The 13,638-nt window shown below is 63.6% G+C and carries 13 protein-coding genes; 7 read left to right on the top strand and 6 right to left on the bottom strand.

Annotated features, from left to right (window positions below):
* Nucleotides 1-126: 126 nt before the first annotated feature.
* Genes MTBLM5_RS14900 through MTBLM5_RS14910 form a run of 3 tightly spaced genes read right to left on the bottom strand, consistent with a single transcriptional unit; the run spans nucleotide 127 to nucleotide 3,148 of the window.
* Nucleotides 127-1,092, bottom strand: a complete 966-nt coding sequence (locus MTBLM5_RS14900) for a protein kinase family protein (protein WP_173976868.1) — start codon at nucleotides 1,090-1,092, stop codon at nucleotides 127-129.
* Between the two features lie 6 nt (nucleotides 1,093-1,098).
* Nucleotides 1,099-2,052 carry a hypothetical protein gene (locus MTBLM5_RS14905; protein ID WP_173976869.1) on the bottom strand — a complete coding sequence of 318 codons (954 nt, stop codon included), beginning with the start codon at nucleotides 2,050-2,052 and terminating at the stop codon, nucleotides 1,099-1,101.
* Nucleotides 2,036-3,148, bottom strand: a complete 1,113-nt coding sequence (locus MTBLM5_RS14910; protein ID WP_254431076.1) for a hypothetical protein — start codon at nucleotides 3,146-3,148, stop codon at nucleotides 2,036-2,038. Before MTBLM5_RS14910 ends, MTBLM5_RS14905 begins: the two co-directional genes overlap by 17 nt.
* 137 nt (nucleotides 3,149-3,285) lie before the next feature.
* On the opposite strand from MTBLM5_RS14910, the gene mamY reads away from it, so the two are divergent.
* The 4 genes from mamY (at nucleotide 3,286) to ftsZ (ending at nucleotide 8,297) form a co-directional block, all read left to right on the top strand.
* Entirely contained in the window at nucleotides 3,286-4,449 is a 1,164-nt protein-coding gene (mamY, locus tag MTBLM5_RS14915; protein WP_254431077.1) for a liposome tubulation protein MamY, read from the top strand.
* 73 nt (nucleotides 4,450-4,522) lie between these two features.
* Nucleotides 4,523-5,398, top strand: a complete 876-nt coding sequence (gene mamX, locus MTBLM5_RS14920) for a magnetosome protein MamX (protein ID WP_254431078.1) — start codon at nucleotides 4,523-4,525, stop codon at nucleotides 5,396-5,398.
* Nucleotides 5,382-7,316, top strand: coding sequence for a magnetosome biogenesis transporter MamZ (mamZ, locus tag MTBLM5_RS14925; RefSeq protein ID WP_173976870.1), 1,935 nt, complete (start codon nucleotides 5,382-5,384; stop codon nucleotides 7,314-7,316). Before mamX ends, mamZ begins: the two co-directional genes overlap by 17 nt.
* 45 nt (nucleotides 7,317-7,361) lie before the next feature.
* Nucleotides 7,362-8,297 carry a cell division protein FtsZ gene (gene ftsZ, locus MTBLM5_RS14930; protein ID WP_173976871.1) on the top strand — a complete coding sequence of 312 codons (936 nt, stop codon included), beginning with the start codon at nucleotides 7,362-7,364 and terminating at the stop codon, nucleotides 8,295-8,297.
* 35 nt (nucleotides 8,298-8,332) lie between these two features.
* On the opposite strand, the gene MTBLM5_RS14935 is transcribed toward ftsZ, so the two are convergent.
* From MTBLM5_RS14935 to MTBLM5_RS14945, 3 genes are all read right to left on the bottom strand, one after another.
* Nucleotides 8,333-8,659 (bottom strand): YnfA family protein, encoded by a 327-nt coding sequence (locus MTBLM5_RS14935; RefSeq protein WP_009869365.1) that lies wholly within the window; start codon nucleotides 8,657-8,659, stop codon nucleotides 8,333-8,335.
* A gap of 248 nt (nucleotides 8,660-8,907) precedes the next feature.
* Entirely contained in the window at nucleotides 8,908-9,864 is a 957-nt protein-coding gene (gene dmeF, locus MTBLM5_RS14940) for a CDF family Co(II)/Ni(II) efflux transporter DmeF (RefSeq protein ID WP_173976872.1), read from the bottom strand.
* 16 nt (nucleotides 9,865-9,880) lie between these two features.
* Nucleotides 9,881-12,154, bottom strand: coding sequence for a cation-translocating P-type ATPase (locus MTBLM5_RS14945; RefSeq protein ID WP_236686274.1), 2,274 nt, complete (start codon nucleotides 12,152-12,154; stop codon nucleotides 9,881-9,883).
* Nucleotides 12,155-12,253: 99 nt separating this feature from the next.
* On the opposite strand from MTBLM5_RS14945, the gene MTBLM5_RS14950 reads away from it, so the two are divergent.
* The 3 genes from MTBLM5_RS14950 to MTBLM5_RS14960 all read left to right on the top strand — a co-directional run bounded on the left by MTBLM5_RS14950 (nucleotide 12,254) and on the right by MTBLM5_RS14960 (nucleotide 13,594).
* A complete protein-coding gene (locus tag MTBLM5_RS14950) occupies nucleotides 12,254-12,679 on the top strand; it encodes a helix-turn-helix domain-containing protein (protein ID WP_009867026.1) in 426 nt (141 codons plus the stop codon).
* 105 nt (nucleotides 12,680-12,784) lie between these two features.
* Complete coding sequence (locus MTBLM5_RS14955; RefSeq protein WP_173976873.1) at nucleotides 12,785-13,210, top strand: Fur family transcriptional regulator; 426 nt, start codon at nucleotides 12,785-12,787, stop codon at nucleotides 13,208-13,210.
* Nucleotides 13,211-13,345: 135 nt separating this feature from the next.
* The gene (locus MTBLM5_RS14960; RefSeq protein WP_008615104.1) at nucleotides 13,346-13,594 is read left to right on the top strand and encodes a hypothetical protein; all 249 of its coding nucleotides are present in this window, start codon (nucleotides 13,346-13,348) and stop codon (nucleotides 13,592-13,594) included.
* Nucleotides 13,595-13,638 lie beyond the last annotated feature (44 nt).

Raw genomic sequence — 13,638 nt, forward strand, 5'->3', positions numbered from 1 at the left:
TCGCCGGAGGGCGGGATTTTTCGAGGTGCCCATTATTAATTATCGCTCTCACTCGCAGATCTGCGGCAGCAACCAGAGGAAGCCAAAGACTGAGACAAAAAAGCTGCTGCAAGAACTTTCCGCAGCCTAGGGAAAAAATGAGAAGAGCCGTTTGACGGGTGGCTTGGCCGGAGCGGCCTCGATTTTTACCGCCGATTTCAAAATGGCTTCCATGGCGGTGATCCTGATCATGGGAGCCTTGGCGGCCTTGATCAGATGTTCCGTCCAGTCGCGGATATGAAAATCCGGGCTGGCCGCCCATTGGCGCAGCAGATTGGAACTGTCCGGCTGGGTGAAATCACTTTTGGTTAGAATCAGATTCTCACCGTTATGATGGCGCTTCATCAACTCGGGCTGGAAGGTCAAGGCGCGCAGGGAGAGCAGAATCACCAGCATTGAAAAATGGTCAATGGCCGCATGGAAATGCCTGACCTCGCGCCGAGGATGTTGGAAATTGACGCCCCCCAGCATGGTCGAGGGCAGTCCCTTCAAGTCCGGCAGATACATGGAATCATAGTCGATCAATTTCAGGGCGCCGTCCTGGCCGACCAGCACATTATCGTGTTTCAGATCGCCATGGGCAACGCCCCGTTGCAGCAGGTCCAAGCACAGCCGACCCCATGCCCGGGTCAATCCGGCCAGGGCCGGGGCGTTCTCCCGCTGGCACAGTATTTGGGCTGTGGCCCCAAGGCCCCGTCCTTCAACCCAGGGCATGGTCACCACCGCGTAATCGGCGTGGGGCGCGACGCTGGAGGTTACGAAAACCTCCGCAGGGTGGTAATGCAGGGGGACCACATAAGGGCATTGGCCGGTCTGGCAGAACTTGGCCACGGCAGCGTAGCGGCGCGGCAGATCGGAGACCTCGCGGGTGAAGCATTTGACCGCCAGATGCTCCCCCTCCCCCGTCACCATCCGGAACACCCCGGCGAAGTTTCCCGCCAGAAAGACCGGACTGCAGCGGGCATCCAGGTGCGGCCGGACGTCCAGGGTCGCGAAACGCCGTTTGGCATTGGCAATGGCCGCTTTGTAGTCGTTGATCAGGGGAAGCGGCATGACGGATTACCGGGACCGGGCAAAATCGACGTCGATCATGATCAGCGTGCAATCGTCATTGGCCAGCAATCCCTTATCGCAAAGGGAGCGGACGCGACCGGCGAAGGCCTGATCCGATTTGAGGCAATCGCGCAACGCGGCCAGTTCTGCCAAGAGGTCTAAACCCGGCGCAGCACGATGGGCGCGGGCGGCCTGGGCAAGTTTGCTCTCACCGCCCCCCACCAAACGCAAAAACTCTACCGGTAATCCACCCGTCGCTGCGGGGCGGGGCAGAGCTGCCAGGGTCCGCAGCAGCAGATATTGTCCGATCCCGTCCGAAGCCAGCACCACCGTCGCCCGATCCGGCAAGACCATTTCCCCGGCATGGAAGCTGCCATCGCGCGGCAAATCTTTCCAATTGAGCAAGAACGGCGCACGGTCCAGCGCCGACAGGGTGGCGGGGTAGTTGACTGCTAGGACCGGCTGGCGCCCGGTTCGGTCGAACACCATCATCTGGCTGTCGCCATAGCCCATCCATCGCAGCAGGACGCGGCCCTGGCGATAGGCCAGCCAAGCGGCCACCAGTGTGGCGAACGATCCTTCCCGGATGAACTTGCTGTGCCGGGCGGGGGTCAACTTGGACAGGGCGGCGTATTCTGAGCGAAAGCCCAGGCAGAATCCGTCCATCCACTGGCTTAGCGTCTTGACGCCCGCGATGGGGGTCTTGGGCAGACGGGTCACCAGCGTCTCGGCCCAGGGACCGCAAAACAGCCCTGCCCCGCCGGCCCCGTCCGAGACGGCCGCCAGCAGGCCGTCGGGAATCCGGGCCAACCGCAGCCGATCTTCGTTCTGCCGCCATCGCAGCGCGTCGCCGTCGGCGTAGCTGTCATTGCGAGGCTTGACGATCGAGCGGCCCTGGGCCGTCCAGGTGAGCATCGGGGAGGCGCGCCGGATCAAGAACGAATCAGCCCTGATCGCCATATTCGATCCGCACCGACGGCTCCTCCAGCACGAAGGATTCCTCGATCATGGCCCCGGTGTCGATTCCCGGCGGCGTGAAGGTCTCCATGGCCGCCGACAGACCGATGGCCTGGCGGGTGCCAATATCCAGCAGCTTCAGCAGCGCCACGGCATCGGCGTTAAAAGCCATACCCTTGATGGAGGGAGTACGGCCGGGGTCGCGGTCGAAAACCTCGCAGATGACGGCGCGGTGCCGGTTGGACAACTCGCTCGACATCTCGAACAGCAGCTTGGCATAGGGATCCCGGGGCAATTCCGCCACCGATGCGGGGAAGACCACCGAGGCATCCGTCCCGCCGGCGATATGGCAGTTGATGAGCAGGACATTGCCGTCGCTGGTCTTCAGCCCAGTCAGCTTGCGCGCCGTGGCCAGAAGCTCGGCATCGCTGTTAACGTCATTGGCCATGCCGTCGGTGATGTTGATGACCATCGGGGGAAACGAATCCGGGTTGTCGCGGACCCATTCCGCCAATGTGGCATGGGCCAGGCTGAAGGCGGCATTCATGGGTGTGCTGTCCACTCCGACCGGATCTATCCAGCGCGACAGGGTGATGCGCTCGATCAGCACCTGCCCCCTCATCTCGGTCTCGATCTCCACGTCCTCCATTTCGGCCTTGGCCGCCACTTCCGGGATGGGAACCAGCCGACGGCCCGCCAGATCGCCACGCCAGCAAAATTCCGGTCGATTGGTGCGGCCGTAGCCGATGATTCCGATATCGAAATAGTCGCGCACGCCTTCATCGCGCATGCAGCGATTGACCAGTTCCTCCAGAGTACCATTCAAGGCATTGGCCACCACCTCGGCACGGCTGACCATCTTCCCCGACCGACCGGGACCGAAGGGCTTGTTCATGGATCGGGACTGATCGACCATGAACAGGAAGACCCCCTTGCACTCCCTGCTGATTTCCTGGGAATAGCTCATGCTCGCCTCCTGGCCACCGATCATCATCGCCAGCCTCATGGACCGGACAAACTCTGCTTTCGGGCGATACCATAATGCCACACTGATGTACACAGCCATGTTCAACAATGCAGGATCGTGACGGCAAAGCATAGGATGGCGATAATCACACGCAATTTCATTTATTGACGCGGGAACGCCTTAGCCATATCAATGGATTGTTTCGAAGGTATCCCAGTGTTCGCTTTACTGTTAGGATAAGGGGAACGCCTGCGGGGCGGGGCATTGGGGTGGCGATTGCGGCCATCATCGGAGATAGCCTTATGTGGATGGGGTTTAACAAAGCGGCCTTTGGCAAGTTGAATTCCGCTTCCCGCGCGGCCCTGGTCGGCGCGGTCGTTTGGTCTGCCCTGTCCGTCATTTATCTGACCGTTTTTATTGGTTGGAATAATCTATTCACCATACTTCCCCATGAATTTTTCATCGTGCTGCTGTCCATCGCCTTGCCGATCGGGCTGACCATTCTGCTTCTCATGCTCTCGCGGATCGTGAAAAGCGTGGACAGCTTGAAATCCGAGGTGACCGCCCTGTCCCGGAGCGATGTATCCTCCGAAAGCTCGGTGATCAGGCTGGCGGACCTGTTCCGCGAACATCGCGAGGCGATTGCCGCCCAGGTTGCGGCTCAGGTGGAGACGACCGCCCAGTTTGTCCAGATCGGCCGCGCCCTTGCCGCGCCGGCATCCGGCGCCACCGATGACGCCATGACCTTGCTGGCCCAGTTGTTCCGCGAGCATCGCGAGGCGGTGGCCACCCAGTTGGAGGCCCAGGTGGAGGCGACGGCCCAGCTGGTGCAGGTGACCCGCGACAGCCGCGACGGGATCGTCGATGAGCTGCGGTCGCAGCGGGCGCTGTCGCAAGAGATCACCCAGGAGCTGTCCCAAATCGCCCAAAGCCGCAGCGTCGCGCCGATGGCCGCCGCCCCCGGCCTCGACCCGTCGCAGCGGATCGATCGCATGCGGGCCTTGGCGGAAGTCCTGGGGCTGGCCCTCAACGATCTTTCCATGACCGCAACCCAGGTATTGACCGAGCATCTGAACGCCGCCCTTGGCGACCGGGACGGAACGCGGAAATTCATATCGACCCTGACCAACGCCTATTTCGCCGGAGACAAGAACGTCTTCTTCCGCAGCCTGGTTCAAGAAGCCGTCAACCGGTCGGAGCAACTGCGCCAATGTGCCGCGGATACGGAAAGCATCCGCCAGCAGATATCCAAGATATTGCGCGAGGCCCGCGAGATCCGCTCCCTGGTGGCCGCCTGCGATCCCAACGACCTCGTCCGCATCGTCTTCGAGGATGGCGAATTGTGGGCTTTGGAAAAGGCGCTGACCGAACACTTCCTGATCGACGGAACCCCCATCCGGACGGAGCCTGCGCCCAGTTCCGGCACCGGCTGACCGGCCATGGTCATTTCATTCCGAAGCAGGATATGAGAAACTTCCCCGCGATAGTCTGGAGCTGTTCTGATGAATGGCCACCCCCAACACCAGAGCACAACCGGTTGAACACTTTGCCGTCGATCGAGTCCCAGTGAGCACAAAGACCGTTGCACATCCCGACATCGCGGTTTGGATCATGGCGCTGGGCATTGCCTTCAGCATGGCCCTGGTCCTGACCGCCGTGTTCAACGCCAATCCCTGGGAAGATCACACCTACGATCTGGCCCCGCCCATCGTCGCCGGAATGCCCGCCCCCCACCGCGACGGCCGCGAGAAGATGGTCTGCTCCAGTTGCCATATCGTCACGCCTCCCGCCACCGGCACCGGACCGGGATCGGGAACCCTGCCCATTGTCCAGGGGACCCCCGCGCCCCATATGGACGGGCGCGAGAAGATGCCCTGCGCCAGTTGCCACACCATCGTGAAGAAGGGCCGCGTTGCCAAGGGTGCCAAGCCCGCGCCGCTTCCGGCCGCGACCATGCAAGGCGTCCCCCTGCCCGAGGCGGTGAGCGTAGCCCTGGCGGTAGCTCCGCCCCCCACGCCCGTTCCTCTCGGCAAGGAAGCGCATGAGCGGATGATGCCTTTCCGCTATCAAGGTAAGATCGTAAGCGTCGCCGGAGCAGGAGCCCGCTCGGTCTGGGGCGACATCTACATTCAGATCAACGACGGTATCAATCCGCCAATCTGGATCGATCTGGCCCCGCGCTGGTACCTTCAGGCCGAGGGCTGCGTGGTTCGCCCCGGCATATTCGTCAAGGGCACTGCCTTCCGCGATCCGACCCGGGCAAGCGCCGGACTGGATTACGCCATGAGCATCATGGTCAACGGAGAAATCTGCGCCTTGCGCGACAACCACGTCAACGGCCTTTGGGCGAATGCGGGGGGCATGGATGCCGAGGAACGGTGAGGCTCCGGCCAAAGGGACGGCGGTCGCCGATTTCGCCCCCACCCAATGGAATATCATCTATCTGCTGATGACCGTGGGCGCCCTGGTGGCGGCGCTGTCCATTTCCATTCAGCCCCTGCTGCTGGACAAGATCTTCGGCATCGCCTTCGAAAAGGAAGGTGCCGTTAACGCCGATATCCAGGTGGTGGCAGAAATCGTCTCCATCGTCTGCGTGGGATGGTTCGGCCTGCTGTCTGATCGAATCGGCCGGGTGCGGATCATCGCCCTGGGCTTCCTGATCGCGGTGGTCGGCGCGGCGATATCGCTGCTCAGCCTGCAGGTGGGACTCGCCTTCGGCGCTGCCGGTCTGGTGCTGTTCTATCTGACCCGGGTGCTGCTGACCGTGGGCGCCGATACTGTCCAGTTGCAGTTGTCCACCCTGGTGGGCGATGTCTCGTCGCGCGCCAACCGGCCGCGCCTCATGGGGAATCTGGTCTTCATGATGGTGTTCGGCGGCACCATGCTGGCCGCCATCGTCATGCAGATGGCCGATTATCCCGGCGGCGTCTTCCTCATCATGTGCCTGCCGCTGCTGGCCGGAATCGCCGGTTTCCAGCTGACACGGCGCAATCTGCGGGACGTGGCCCCGCCCCAGCCGGCCTCGGGAGACGACGAACATCCGCTGCGGCAGGTCTGGACGGTGATCACCAGCGATCCGCGCATGCAGCTGGCCTTCGCCGCCGCCTTCTACACCCGCGCCGACGTGATCATCCTCAGCCTGTTCTTCTCGCTGTGGTGCATTTCCGTTTCCGATCTGGTGGGGGTGACCCGCACCTTCGCCACCGCCCATGCCGCCGTGATGATCGGCCTGCTGGGGCTGGCGGTGCTGGCGGCGGTGCCGCTATGGCGCAGCTTCATAGAACGGCACAGCCGCATTTCCGCCATCGGCGCCAGCCTGTCCCTGGCGGCGCTGGGCTATATCTGGCTGGGCATGTTCGCCAATCCCTTCAACTGGCTGGTGGCGCTGCCGCTGCTGATGGTGGGAATCGGCCATGCGGGATGTTTCGTGACCCTTCAGGTTCTGACCGTGGACGCCTCGCCCAAGCCGATCCTGGGGGCCATGGTGGGAGCCGGTTATCTGGTCGGCGGCCTGGGAACCGTCATGCTGGTCCAAAGCGGCGGCTATTATTTCGACGCCCTCGGCCCCCGCGCCCCGTTCATCTTGATGGGAACGGGCAAGATGCTGGTGACCCTTTACGCCGCCTGGCTGCTGGCCAACGGCATCGACGAAACCTGCGACCATCATCTGAAATCGGCCCGCACCGTGGATTGGAAGCCGCTAGTGTTCCTGACCGCCGCGTTGCCCTTCGTCTGGCTGGTGGGACGCAGCGTCATCGAGGGCTATATCTCCAACGGGTCCCTGGGCGAGGCCCCCGTCGGCTTCGTCAACCGCTATCTCGGCGATTGGGCCTTCACCTTCTTGATTATTTCCCTGGCCATGCGTCCGGTCCAGGAAATCACCGGCATCAAGACCCTGGCCAAATACCGGCGCATGATCGGGCTGTTCGCCTTTTTCTACGCGGTGATGCACGTCTTGGCCTATATCGCCTTGGAATGGGCGCTCAATCTGGGCGACATGATGGGCGACATCTACAAGCGGCCGTTCATCTTGCTCGGTCTGGTGGCGTTCGCGCTGCTGATTCCACTGGCCTTCACCTCGGCCAACAGCCAGATCAAGCGGATCGGCGGCAAGCGCTGGAAGAAACTGCACAGTGCTACTTATGTGATCAACGCCCTGGTGGCGCTCCACTTCATCCTTGCCGCCAATCACGAAAACGGCGAACCCTATGTCTATGCGGCGGCCGTCATCGTTTTGCTGTGGTATCGCTTTCACCAGTGGCGGGGCGGGAACGTGCTGCGCGCCCTGCGGATCGGCTGATGAGGCTGGACACGCGGCGCATGTCTTATCGGCGGTGATGGTGCGATGACGATAGTCCGTCCGAGAATAGTGGTGATCGGCGTCGGCGGAGCCGGCGGCAACGCCGTCAACAACATGATCCAGTCCAAGATCGAGGGTGTGGAATTCATCGTCGCCAATACGGACGCCCAGGCGCTGGGGCTGAGCCTGACCGAGCGACGCATCCAACTCGGCGGCCGGGTTACCCAGGGATTGGGCGCCGGTTCGCGCCCGGACGTGGGCCGCGCCGCCGCGGAAGAAAGTCTCGAAGACATCCAAGACCTGATCGGCGACGCCCATATGGTGTTCATCACCGCCGGCATGGGCGGCGGCACCGGGTCGGGCGCGGCACCGGTCATCGCCAGGGCCGCCCGCGAACAGGGGATCCTTACCATCGGCGTGGTGACCAAGCCGTTCCACTTCGAAGGCAAGCACCGCATGCACACCGCCGATCTCGGCATTGAAGCCCTGCAAGAAGAGCTCGATTCCCTGATCATCATCCCCAATCAGAACCTGTTCCGCGTCGCCACCGAGCGCACCACCTTCGCCGACGCCTTCAAGATGGCCGACGGCGTGCTCAATTCCGGGGTGCGCAGCGTCACCGATCTGGTGGTGATGCCCGGCCTGATCAACCTGGATTTCGCCGATATCCGCATCGTCATGAGCGAAATGGGCAAGGCCATCATGGGCACCGGCGAGGCCGCCGGCGAAAAGCGCGCGATCGACGCCGCCGAGGCCGCCATCTCCAACCCGCTGCTGGGCGACACCTCCATAAAGGGGGCCAAGGGCGTCCTGATCAACATCACCGGCGGCATGGACATGACCTTGTTCGAGGTGGACTCGGCCGCCAACCGCATCCGCGAGGAAGTGGCCGCCGAGGCCAACATCATTTTCGGATCCACCTTCGACGACGCCCTGGCCGGCAAGATGCGGGTTTCGGTGGTAGCCACCGGAATCGCCTGACGCCCCCCCCCGCCGCCCTGCGGCCGATTACGGCATCACTCGCCGCGGGGGGCGAAAATAATCACCAGGGCGCCCGCCAGGCAGAAGGCGGCGCCCAGAACGTCCCACCGGTCCGGCGGGCTCTCTTCCACCGCCCACATCCACACCAACGACGACAAAATGTAGATGCCGCCATAGGCCGCATAGGCGCGACCGGCGAAATCGGCATCGACCCGGGTCAAGGCCCAGGCGAACAGGGCCAGACTGGCCATCCCCGGAGCCAGCCAGAAGGGCGATTTGCCCAGCCGGAGCCAGGCCCAGAACGCGAAGCAACCGCCGATCTCGGCGAAAGCGGCCAGAAGGTATGTCGGAATGGCCCACATCCTGATTTCATCCCCTTTTTCCCGGAAATCATAGCCGGACCACAGCACCGCCCGCCCCCGCAGCAAGCCGGATCAAGGCCGATTGCCATAAGCCGATCGGGAAGCCCCCCCTAAAGCCTTTTACGTCGAATGTGACGCAAAAGGCTTTAATCTTATGTATGCCCTCGCCGGGCGCAAACCTATGGTTTGCTTGGCCGCTCGCTCAATGCTCGCCAAAGCGGTTTGCGCCAGATAAAGCGCAAACCGCTTTAGCAGCAAGACGCCCCGTCGCAGGGATGGACCTCCACCGTGACATGGCTGAGTTCGTGAACCTCGGCCAGCAGCGTCTTGTAATGGCCCGGCTCGCGCGGGGTGCGGGTCACCAGTGAGACGATGGCCCCCCAATGGCCCGGCCCGATCTGCCAGAGATGAAGATCGGACAGCCGGTTGTCGGCATCGCCCTCGATGGCGGCGCGGACTTCCTCCGGCAGCTCCCGGTCGTCGCTGTGATCCAGCAAGACCGAACCGGTCTTGCGCAGCAAGCCCCAGGCCCATTTGCCGATGACGGCGGCCCCGACCAATCCCATCATGGGATCCATCCACCACCACCCCAGATATTTCCCCAGCATCAGGGCGGCGATGGCCAACACCGAGGTGAGGACGTCTGCCAGGACATGGATATAGGCGGCCTGGAGATTGTGGTCGTGATGGTCGCGATGATGGTCGTGATCGTGGTGGTGGCCGCAGTGATCATGGTCGTCGCCGAGGCCGTGTCCGCCCAAGATCCCGGCGCTGACCACGTTGACGACCAACCCAATGACGGCGACCATCAGGGCCTCGTCGAAGGCGATGGCTTGGACCGTCATCAGGCGGTTTGCCGATTCCCACACCATCAGCAGCGCCACCATGCAAAGGATAATGGCGCTGGTAAAGCCGCCCAGCGTCCCGACCTTGCCGGTGCCGAAGGTAAAGCGCTGGTCGTCGGCGTGACTGCGGGCGAAGGCATAGGCGAAGGCGGCGATTCCCAAGGCGCCTGCATGGGTGGACATATGCCAGCCGTCGGCCAGCAGTGCCATGGAGTTGAAGATCGTGCCAGCCGCGATCTCGGCCACCATCATGGCGATGGTCAGAGCCACCACGATCTTGGTCCGGCGTTCGGCGGATGCTTCCAGGCCCGATTGGAAATGGTGGCTGTGTTGCCATGACGACAGATTGTGTACATGCATGATCGCCCCTCCATCCCTAGGCAAGCCTCTGTTTCAAGGTATTCGACGACGAGGATAAGCCCATGCCGTCCTCGGACCTCTGAGTAGCGCCGGCCTTCAGCAAGCGCAATCCATTGAAGGCCACCAGAAGGGCCGCTCCCATATCCGCCGCGATGGCTCCCCACAGGGTCGCGATGTCCAAAATCGCCAGCACCATGAACACCGCCTTCAGGGTGATGGCGAAACCGATATTCTGGCGGATGACCGTCATCATCCGGCGGGAATGGCCGATGAGCCAGGCCAACCTGGTCAGATCGTCGGACATCAGCGCCAGATCCGAGGTTTCGATGGCGGTATCGGTTCCGGCGGCCCCCATGGCGATGCCCAGGGACGACCGGGCCATGGCGGGGGCGTCGTTGACTCCGTCTCCCACCATGGCGACGGTTCCGAATTGCCGGGCGAGATCATCCATGGCCTCGCTTTTGTCCTCGGGCAGCAGTTCCGCCAGGACGAGATCGAAGCCCAGGGCAGCGGCCACCCGCTCTCCGGTGGCGGCGTTGTCTCCGGTCAGCATGATCAGTTTGCCCACCCCGGCCCGGCGTAGGCCCGCCAGCGCCGTCGCGGCTTCCGGACGAATGGGATCGGACAGGGCGATCAGCCCGCGTACCCCGGCGGCATCCCCCACCGCCACCACCGACCGCCCCCCTTCCGCCAAGGCCAGGGCCGCCTCGCGCACGGCAGGCGTCTCGGCACCCCGCTCCATCGCGTAACGATGGGAGCCCAGCCACACCGCCTCGCCGTCGACGACCCCGCACATCCCCTTGCCGGGCAGGGACTGGACGGATTCGGCCGGAGGCGGAGCAATGCCCCCGGCGGCGGCGTGATCGAGGATGGCCCGGCCCAGCGGGTGGGTGCTGCGCGCCTCCAGCGCCGCCGCAAGCCGCAAGATGCGGCCCTCGTCGCCGCCGTCCAGCGCCATCACCCGTTCGACACCGGGGCGGCCCAAAGTCACGGTTCCCGTCTTGTCGAAGGCGATGGCGGACAGCCGCGACGCCGTTTCAAGATATTCCCCGCCCTTGACCAGCACACCGGCCCGCGCCGCCGAGGCCATGGCGGCCACCACCGTCAGCGGCGTCGAGATCACCAGGGCGCAGGGGCATGAAATGACCAGCAACACCAAGGAGCGGTAGATCCATTCGGACCAGTCCAGGCCGAGCGCCAGCGGCGGCAGCACCGCCACCGCCACGGCACCGGCCAGGACGACGGGGGTATAGATCGCGGCGAAGCGATCGACCCAGCGCTCCACCTTGGATCGCTTGCCCTGGGCCTCCTCCACCAGCCGGGCCACCTTGGCCAGGGTAGTTTCACCGGCCGGTTTAAGGTTTTGCACCTCCAAGACGCCGTCGGCATTGATGGTGCCCGCGAAAACCTCCGTGCCCACGCTTTTCAGCACCGGCACGCTTTCCCCGGTGATCGGCGCCTGATCCACCATGCTTTCGCCCACCAGGACGCGGCCGTCCAGGGGAATGCGTTCACCCGGCAGCACGACGAAGACGGCCCCCACGGGTACATCCTCTGGCGCCGCCAGGGATTCGGCTCCGTCGGTTCCCTTTACCCGCGCCATGGGCGGGGTGAGTTCCATCAGCGAGGCGATAGCCCGGCGAGCGCGCTCGGCGCTCCAGCTCTCCAGCGCCAGGGACAGCGCGAACAGCGCCGAAACGGTAGCCGCCTCCATCCAGTCCCCCAGTGCCATGGCACCGAAGACCGCGACACTCATCAACAAATTCATGTCCGGCCGCAGCGAGCGAAAGGCATGCAGTGCCTTGGGCAGCACCATCCACAAGCCCACCGCCACGGCCACGGCCTCGGCGATCTGGGCGGGGAGCGGCACTTTGACCGCCTGGTCGAGAATCAGCCCCAGCAGCGCGGCGCCGCCGCTGAGCCCCGCCAGAACCGCCTGAAGCAACCGGCGCGAGGAATTGGCCTTGTCGCGCTCGGCCACGCTGGTGCGTTCCCACGGCTCCGCCCTCATTCCCGTGCGCGAAACGGCGGCGATCACCGCGTCGGCGTCGATATCGGCCCGGACAATCATCTTGCCGTTGAGCAGATCGAAGCTCAGGCGCTCGTCCCCTCCGGCCAGCGGGCCGACGGCCGCCTTCAGCGTCCGCATCTCCTCGACGCAGCACATGCCGGTGATGCGGAAGGCCCGGGACTTACCCGGCCGAGGCGGCTGGAGCGCCGCAGTGGGAAGAGCCGCTGACGCGCCCCCGCCGCAACATTTGCTGGTGCAGCAAGATTTGGCTTCCGACATGACCCGAACTCCTTCGACGCGGCCCGTGATCGCGCTGGACAATCACCCGATTCAAGTGGAGCATGGACCCTGGAGCCACTACAGAGTCAACGGAAAATCATGACGCTTCAGCCCTTCAATATCGGCGGCCTCAGCCGGCAGACCGGCGTCAACATCGAAACCATCCGCTACTACGAGAAGATCGGGATGCTGCCGCCGCCGGCACGAAGCCAGGGCGGATTTCGGCAATATGAGGACCACCATATTCAGCGGCTCCGCTTCATTCGCCGGGGCCGCGATCTGGGCTTTTCCATCGATTCCATCCGTGCCCTGCTGACTCTGGCCGAACGACCCGATTCCCCGTGCGAAGGCGCCGATCAGATGGTTCTCCTCCATCTTGACGAGGTGGAACGCAAAATTGCCGACCTCACCCTTTTGCGCGACGAATTGCGGAAGATGAAGAATTGCTGCGGACAGGTGGTCGCCCAATGCCAGATCATCGGCTCGCTGACCGCCCCCGGCTCCGCACAGCAGGACGCTATATGACCGCGACGGCAGCGAAACGCGCGGTTGCGCTCTCGCGCTTTGCCAACCTCTCCCTTGATGGTACCTTTCCCCCTGAACCGGCAGGAAAAATCGGATGAGACGGCCATGATTTCTCGAATCGAACAACGTTGCATCGACAAGAACATGAAAATGACCGGCCAGCGCCGGGTCATCGCCCGCGTCCTGTCCGAGTCCTCCGACCATCCGGATGTGGAGGAAGTCTACCGCCGGGCGGCCGAGATCGATCCCCATATCAGCATCGCCACGGTCTATCGCACCGTGCGGCTGTTCGAGGAAACCGCCATCTTGAAGCAGCACGATTTCGGCGACGGCCGCGCCCGCTACGAAGAAGCTGACGGTGATCACCACGATCACCTGATCGACCTGAAAACCGGCAAGATCATCGAATTCTCCAGCGAGGAGATCGAATCCCTGCAAAAGGAAATCGCCACGCGCTACGGCTACCGGGTCGTGGGCCACCGCCTGGAGCTGTTCGGAGTTCCGCTGGCCGCCGACGAAACCGCCGACTGAGGCGGGCGCCCCCCCAAGCGGCACGGCAATCCGCGCGGCTCATCGGGGGCGATGCGAATACACATTGACAATGAGTGGCAATTGCGGCTTTCTGTAGATGCGATTTGTTCGCAATCACAGCCGAGGAGATGCCCCATGAGCCGTCAAGCCGCCACCTTCTCTCCTTCCGCCGGGTCCCGCGCGGTCGTTCGTTCCACCGTCGCCGGTGCCGGTGGCGCCGTGGCGGCGGGAACCGCCAAGGCCGCGGGCTTCCTGACCATGGGCAAGATGGCCGGTGTCGGCTTGGGCGCCCTAGCCGGCGGTCCGCTGGGCGCCGCCGTCGCCGTCGGCTTGATGGCCGGTCTGATCTACGGATCCGCCGCCGCCCGTCACCGTCGGGTCTGAACCCCTTCCGATGGAACTAAACTGCCCGCCGCCCATGGCGCGGG

Origin of the sequence: Magnetospirillum sp. LM-5 (assembly GCF_902729445.1) — a bacterium.
Lineage (GTDB): Bacteria > Pseudomonadota > Alphaproteobacteria > Rhodospirillales > Magnetospirillaceae > Magnetospirillum.

Excerpts from the sequence above, each read along its gene's own strand:
- MTBLM5_RS14900 (WP_173976868.1), bottom strand. The coding sequence starts at position 1,092 with ATGCCGCTTCCCCTGATCAACGACTACAAAGCGGCCATTGCCAATGCC.
- MTBLM5_RS14905 (WP_173976869.1), bottom strand. The coding sequence starts at position 2,052 with ATGGCGATCAGGGCTGATTCGTTCTTGATCCGGCGCGCCTCCCCGATG.
- MTBLM5_RS14910 (WP_254431076.1), bottom strand. The coding sequence starts at position 3,148 with ATGCTTTGCCGTCACGATCCTGCATTGTTGAACATGGCTGTGTACATC.
- mamX (WP_254431078.1), top strand. The coding sequence starts at position 4,523 with ATGGCCACCCCCAACACCAGAGCACAACCGGTTGAACACTTTGCCGTC.
- mamZ (WP_173976870.1), top strand. The coding sequence starts at position 5,382 with ATGCCGAGGAACGGTGAGGCTCCGGCCAAAGGGACGGCGGTCGCCGAT.
- ftsZ (WP_173976871.1), top strand. The coding sequence starts at position 7,362 with ATGACGATAGTCCGTCCGAGAATAGTGGTGATCGGCGTCGGCGGAGCC.
- MTBLM5_RS14935 (WP_009869365.1), bottom strand. The coding sequence starts at position 8,659 with ATGTGGGCCATTCCGACATACCTTCTGGCCGCTTTCGCCGAGATCGGC.
- dmeF (WP_173976872.1), bottom strand. The coding sequence starts at position 9,864 with ATGCATGTACACAATCTGTCGTCATGGCAACACAGCCACCATTTCCAA.
- MTBLM5_RS14945 (WP_236686274.1), bottom strand. The coding sequence starts at position 12,154 with ATGTCGGAAGCCAAATCTTGCTGCACCAGCAAATGTTGCGGCGGGGGC.
- MTBLM5_RS14950 (WP_009867026.1), top strand. The coding sequence starts at position 12,254 with ATGACGCTTCAGCCCTTCAATATCGGCGGCCTCAGCCGGCAGACCGGC.
- MTBLM5_RS14955 (WP_173976873.1), top strand. The coding sequence starts at position 12,785 with ATGATTTCTCGAATCGAACAACGTTGCATCGACAAGAACATGAAAATG.
- MTBLM5_RS14960 (WP_008615104.1), top strand. The coding sequence starts at position 13,346 with ATGAGCCGTCAAGCCGCCACCTTCTCTCCTTCCGCCGGGTCCCGCGCG.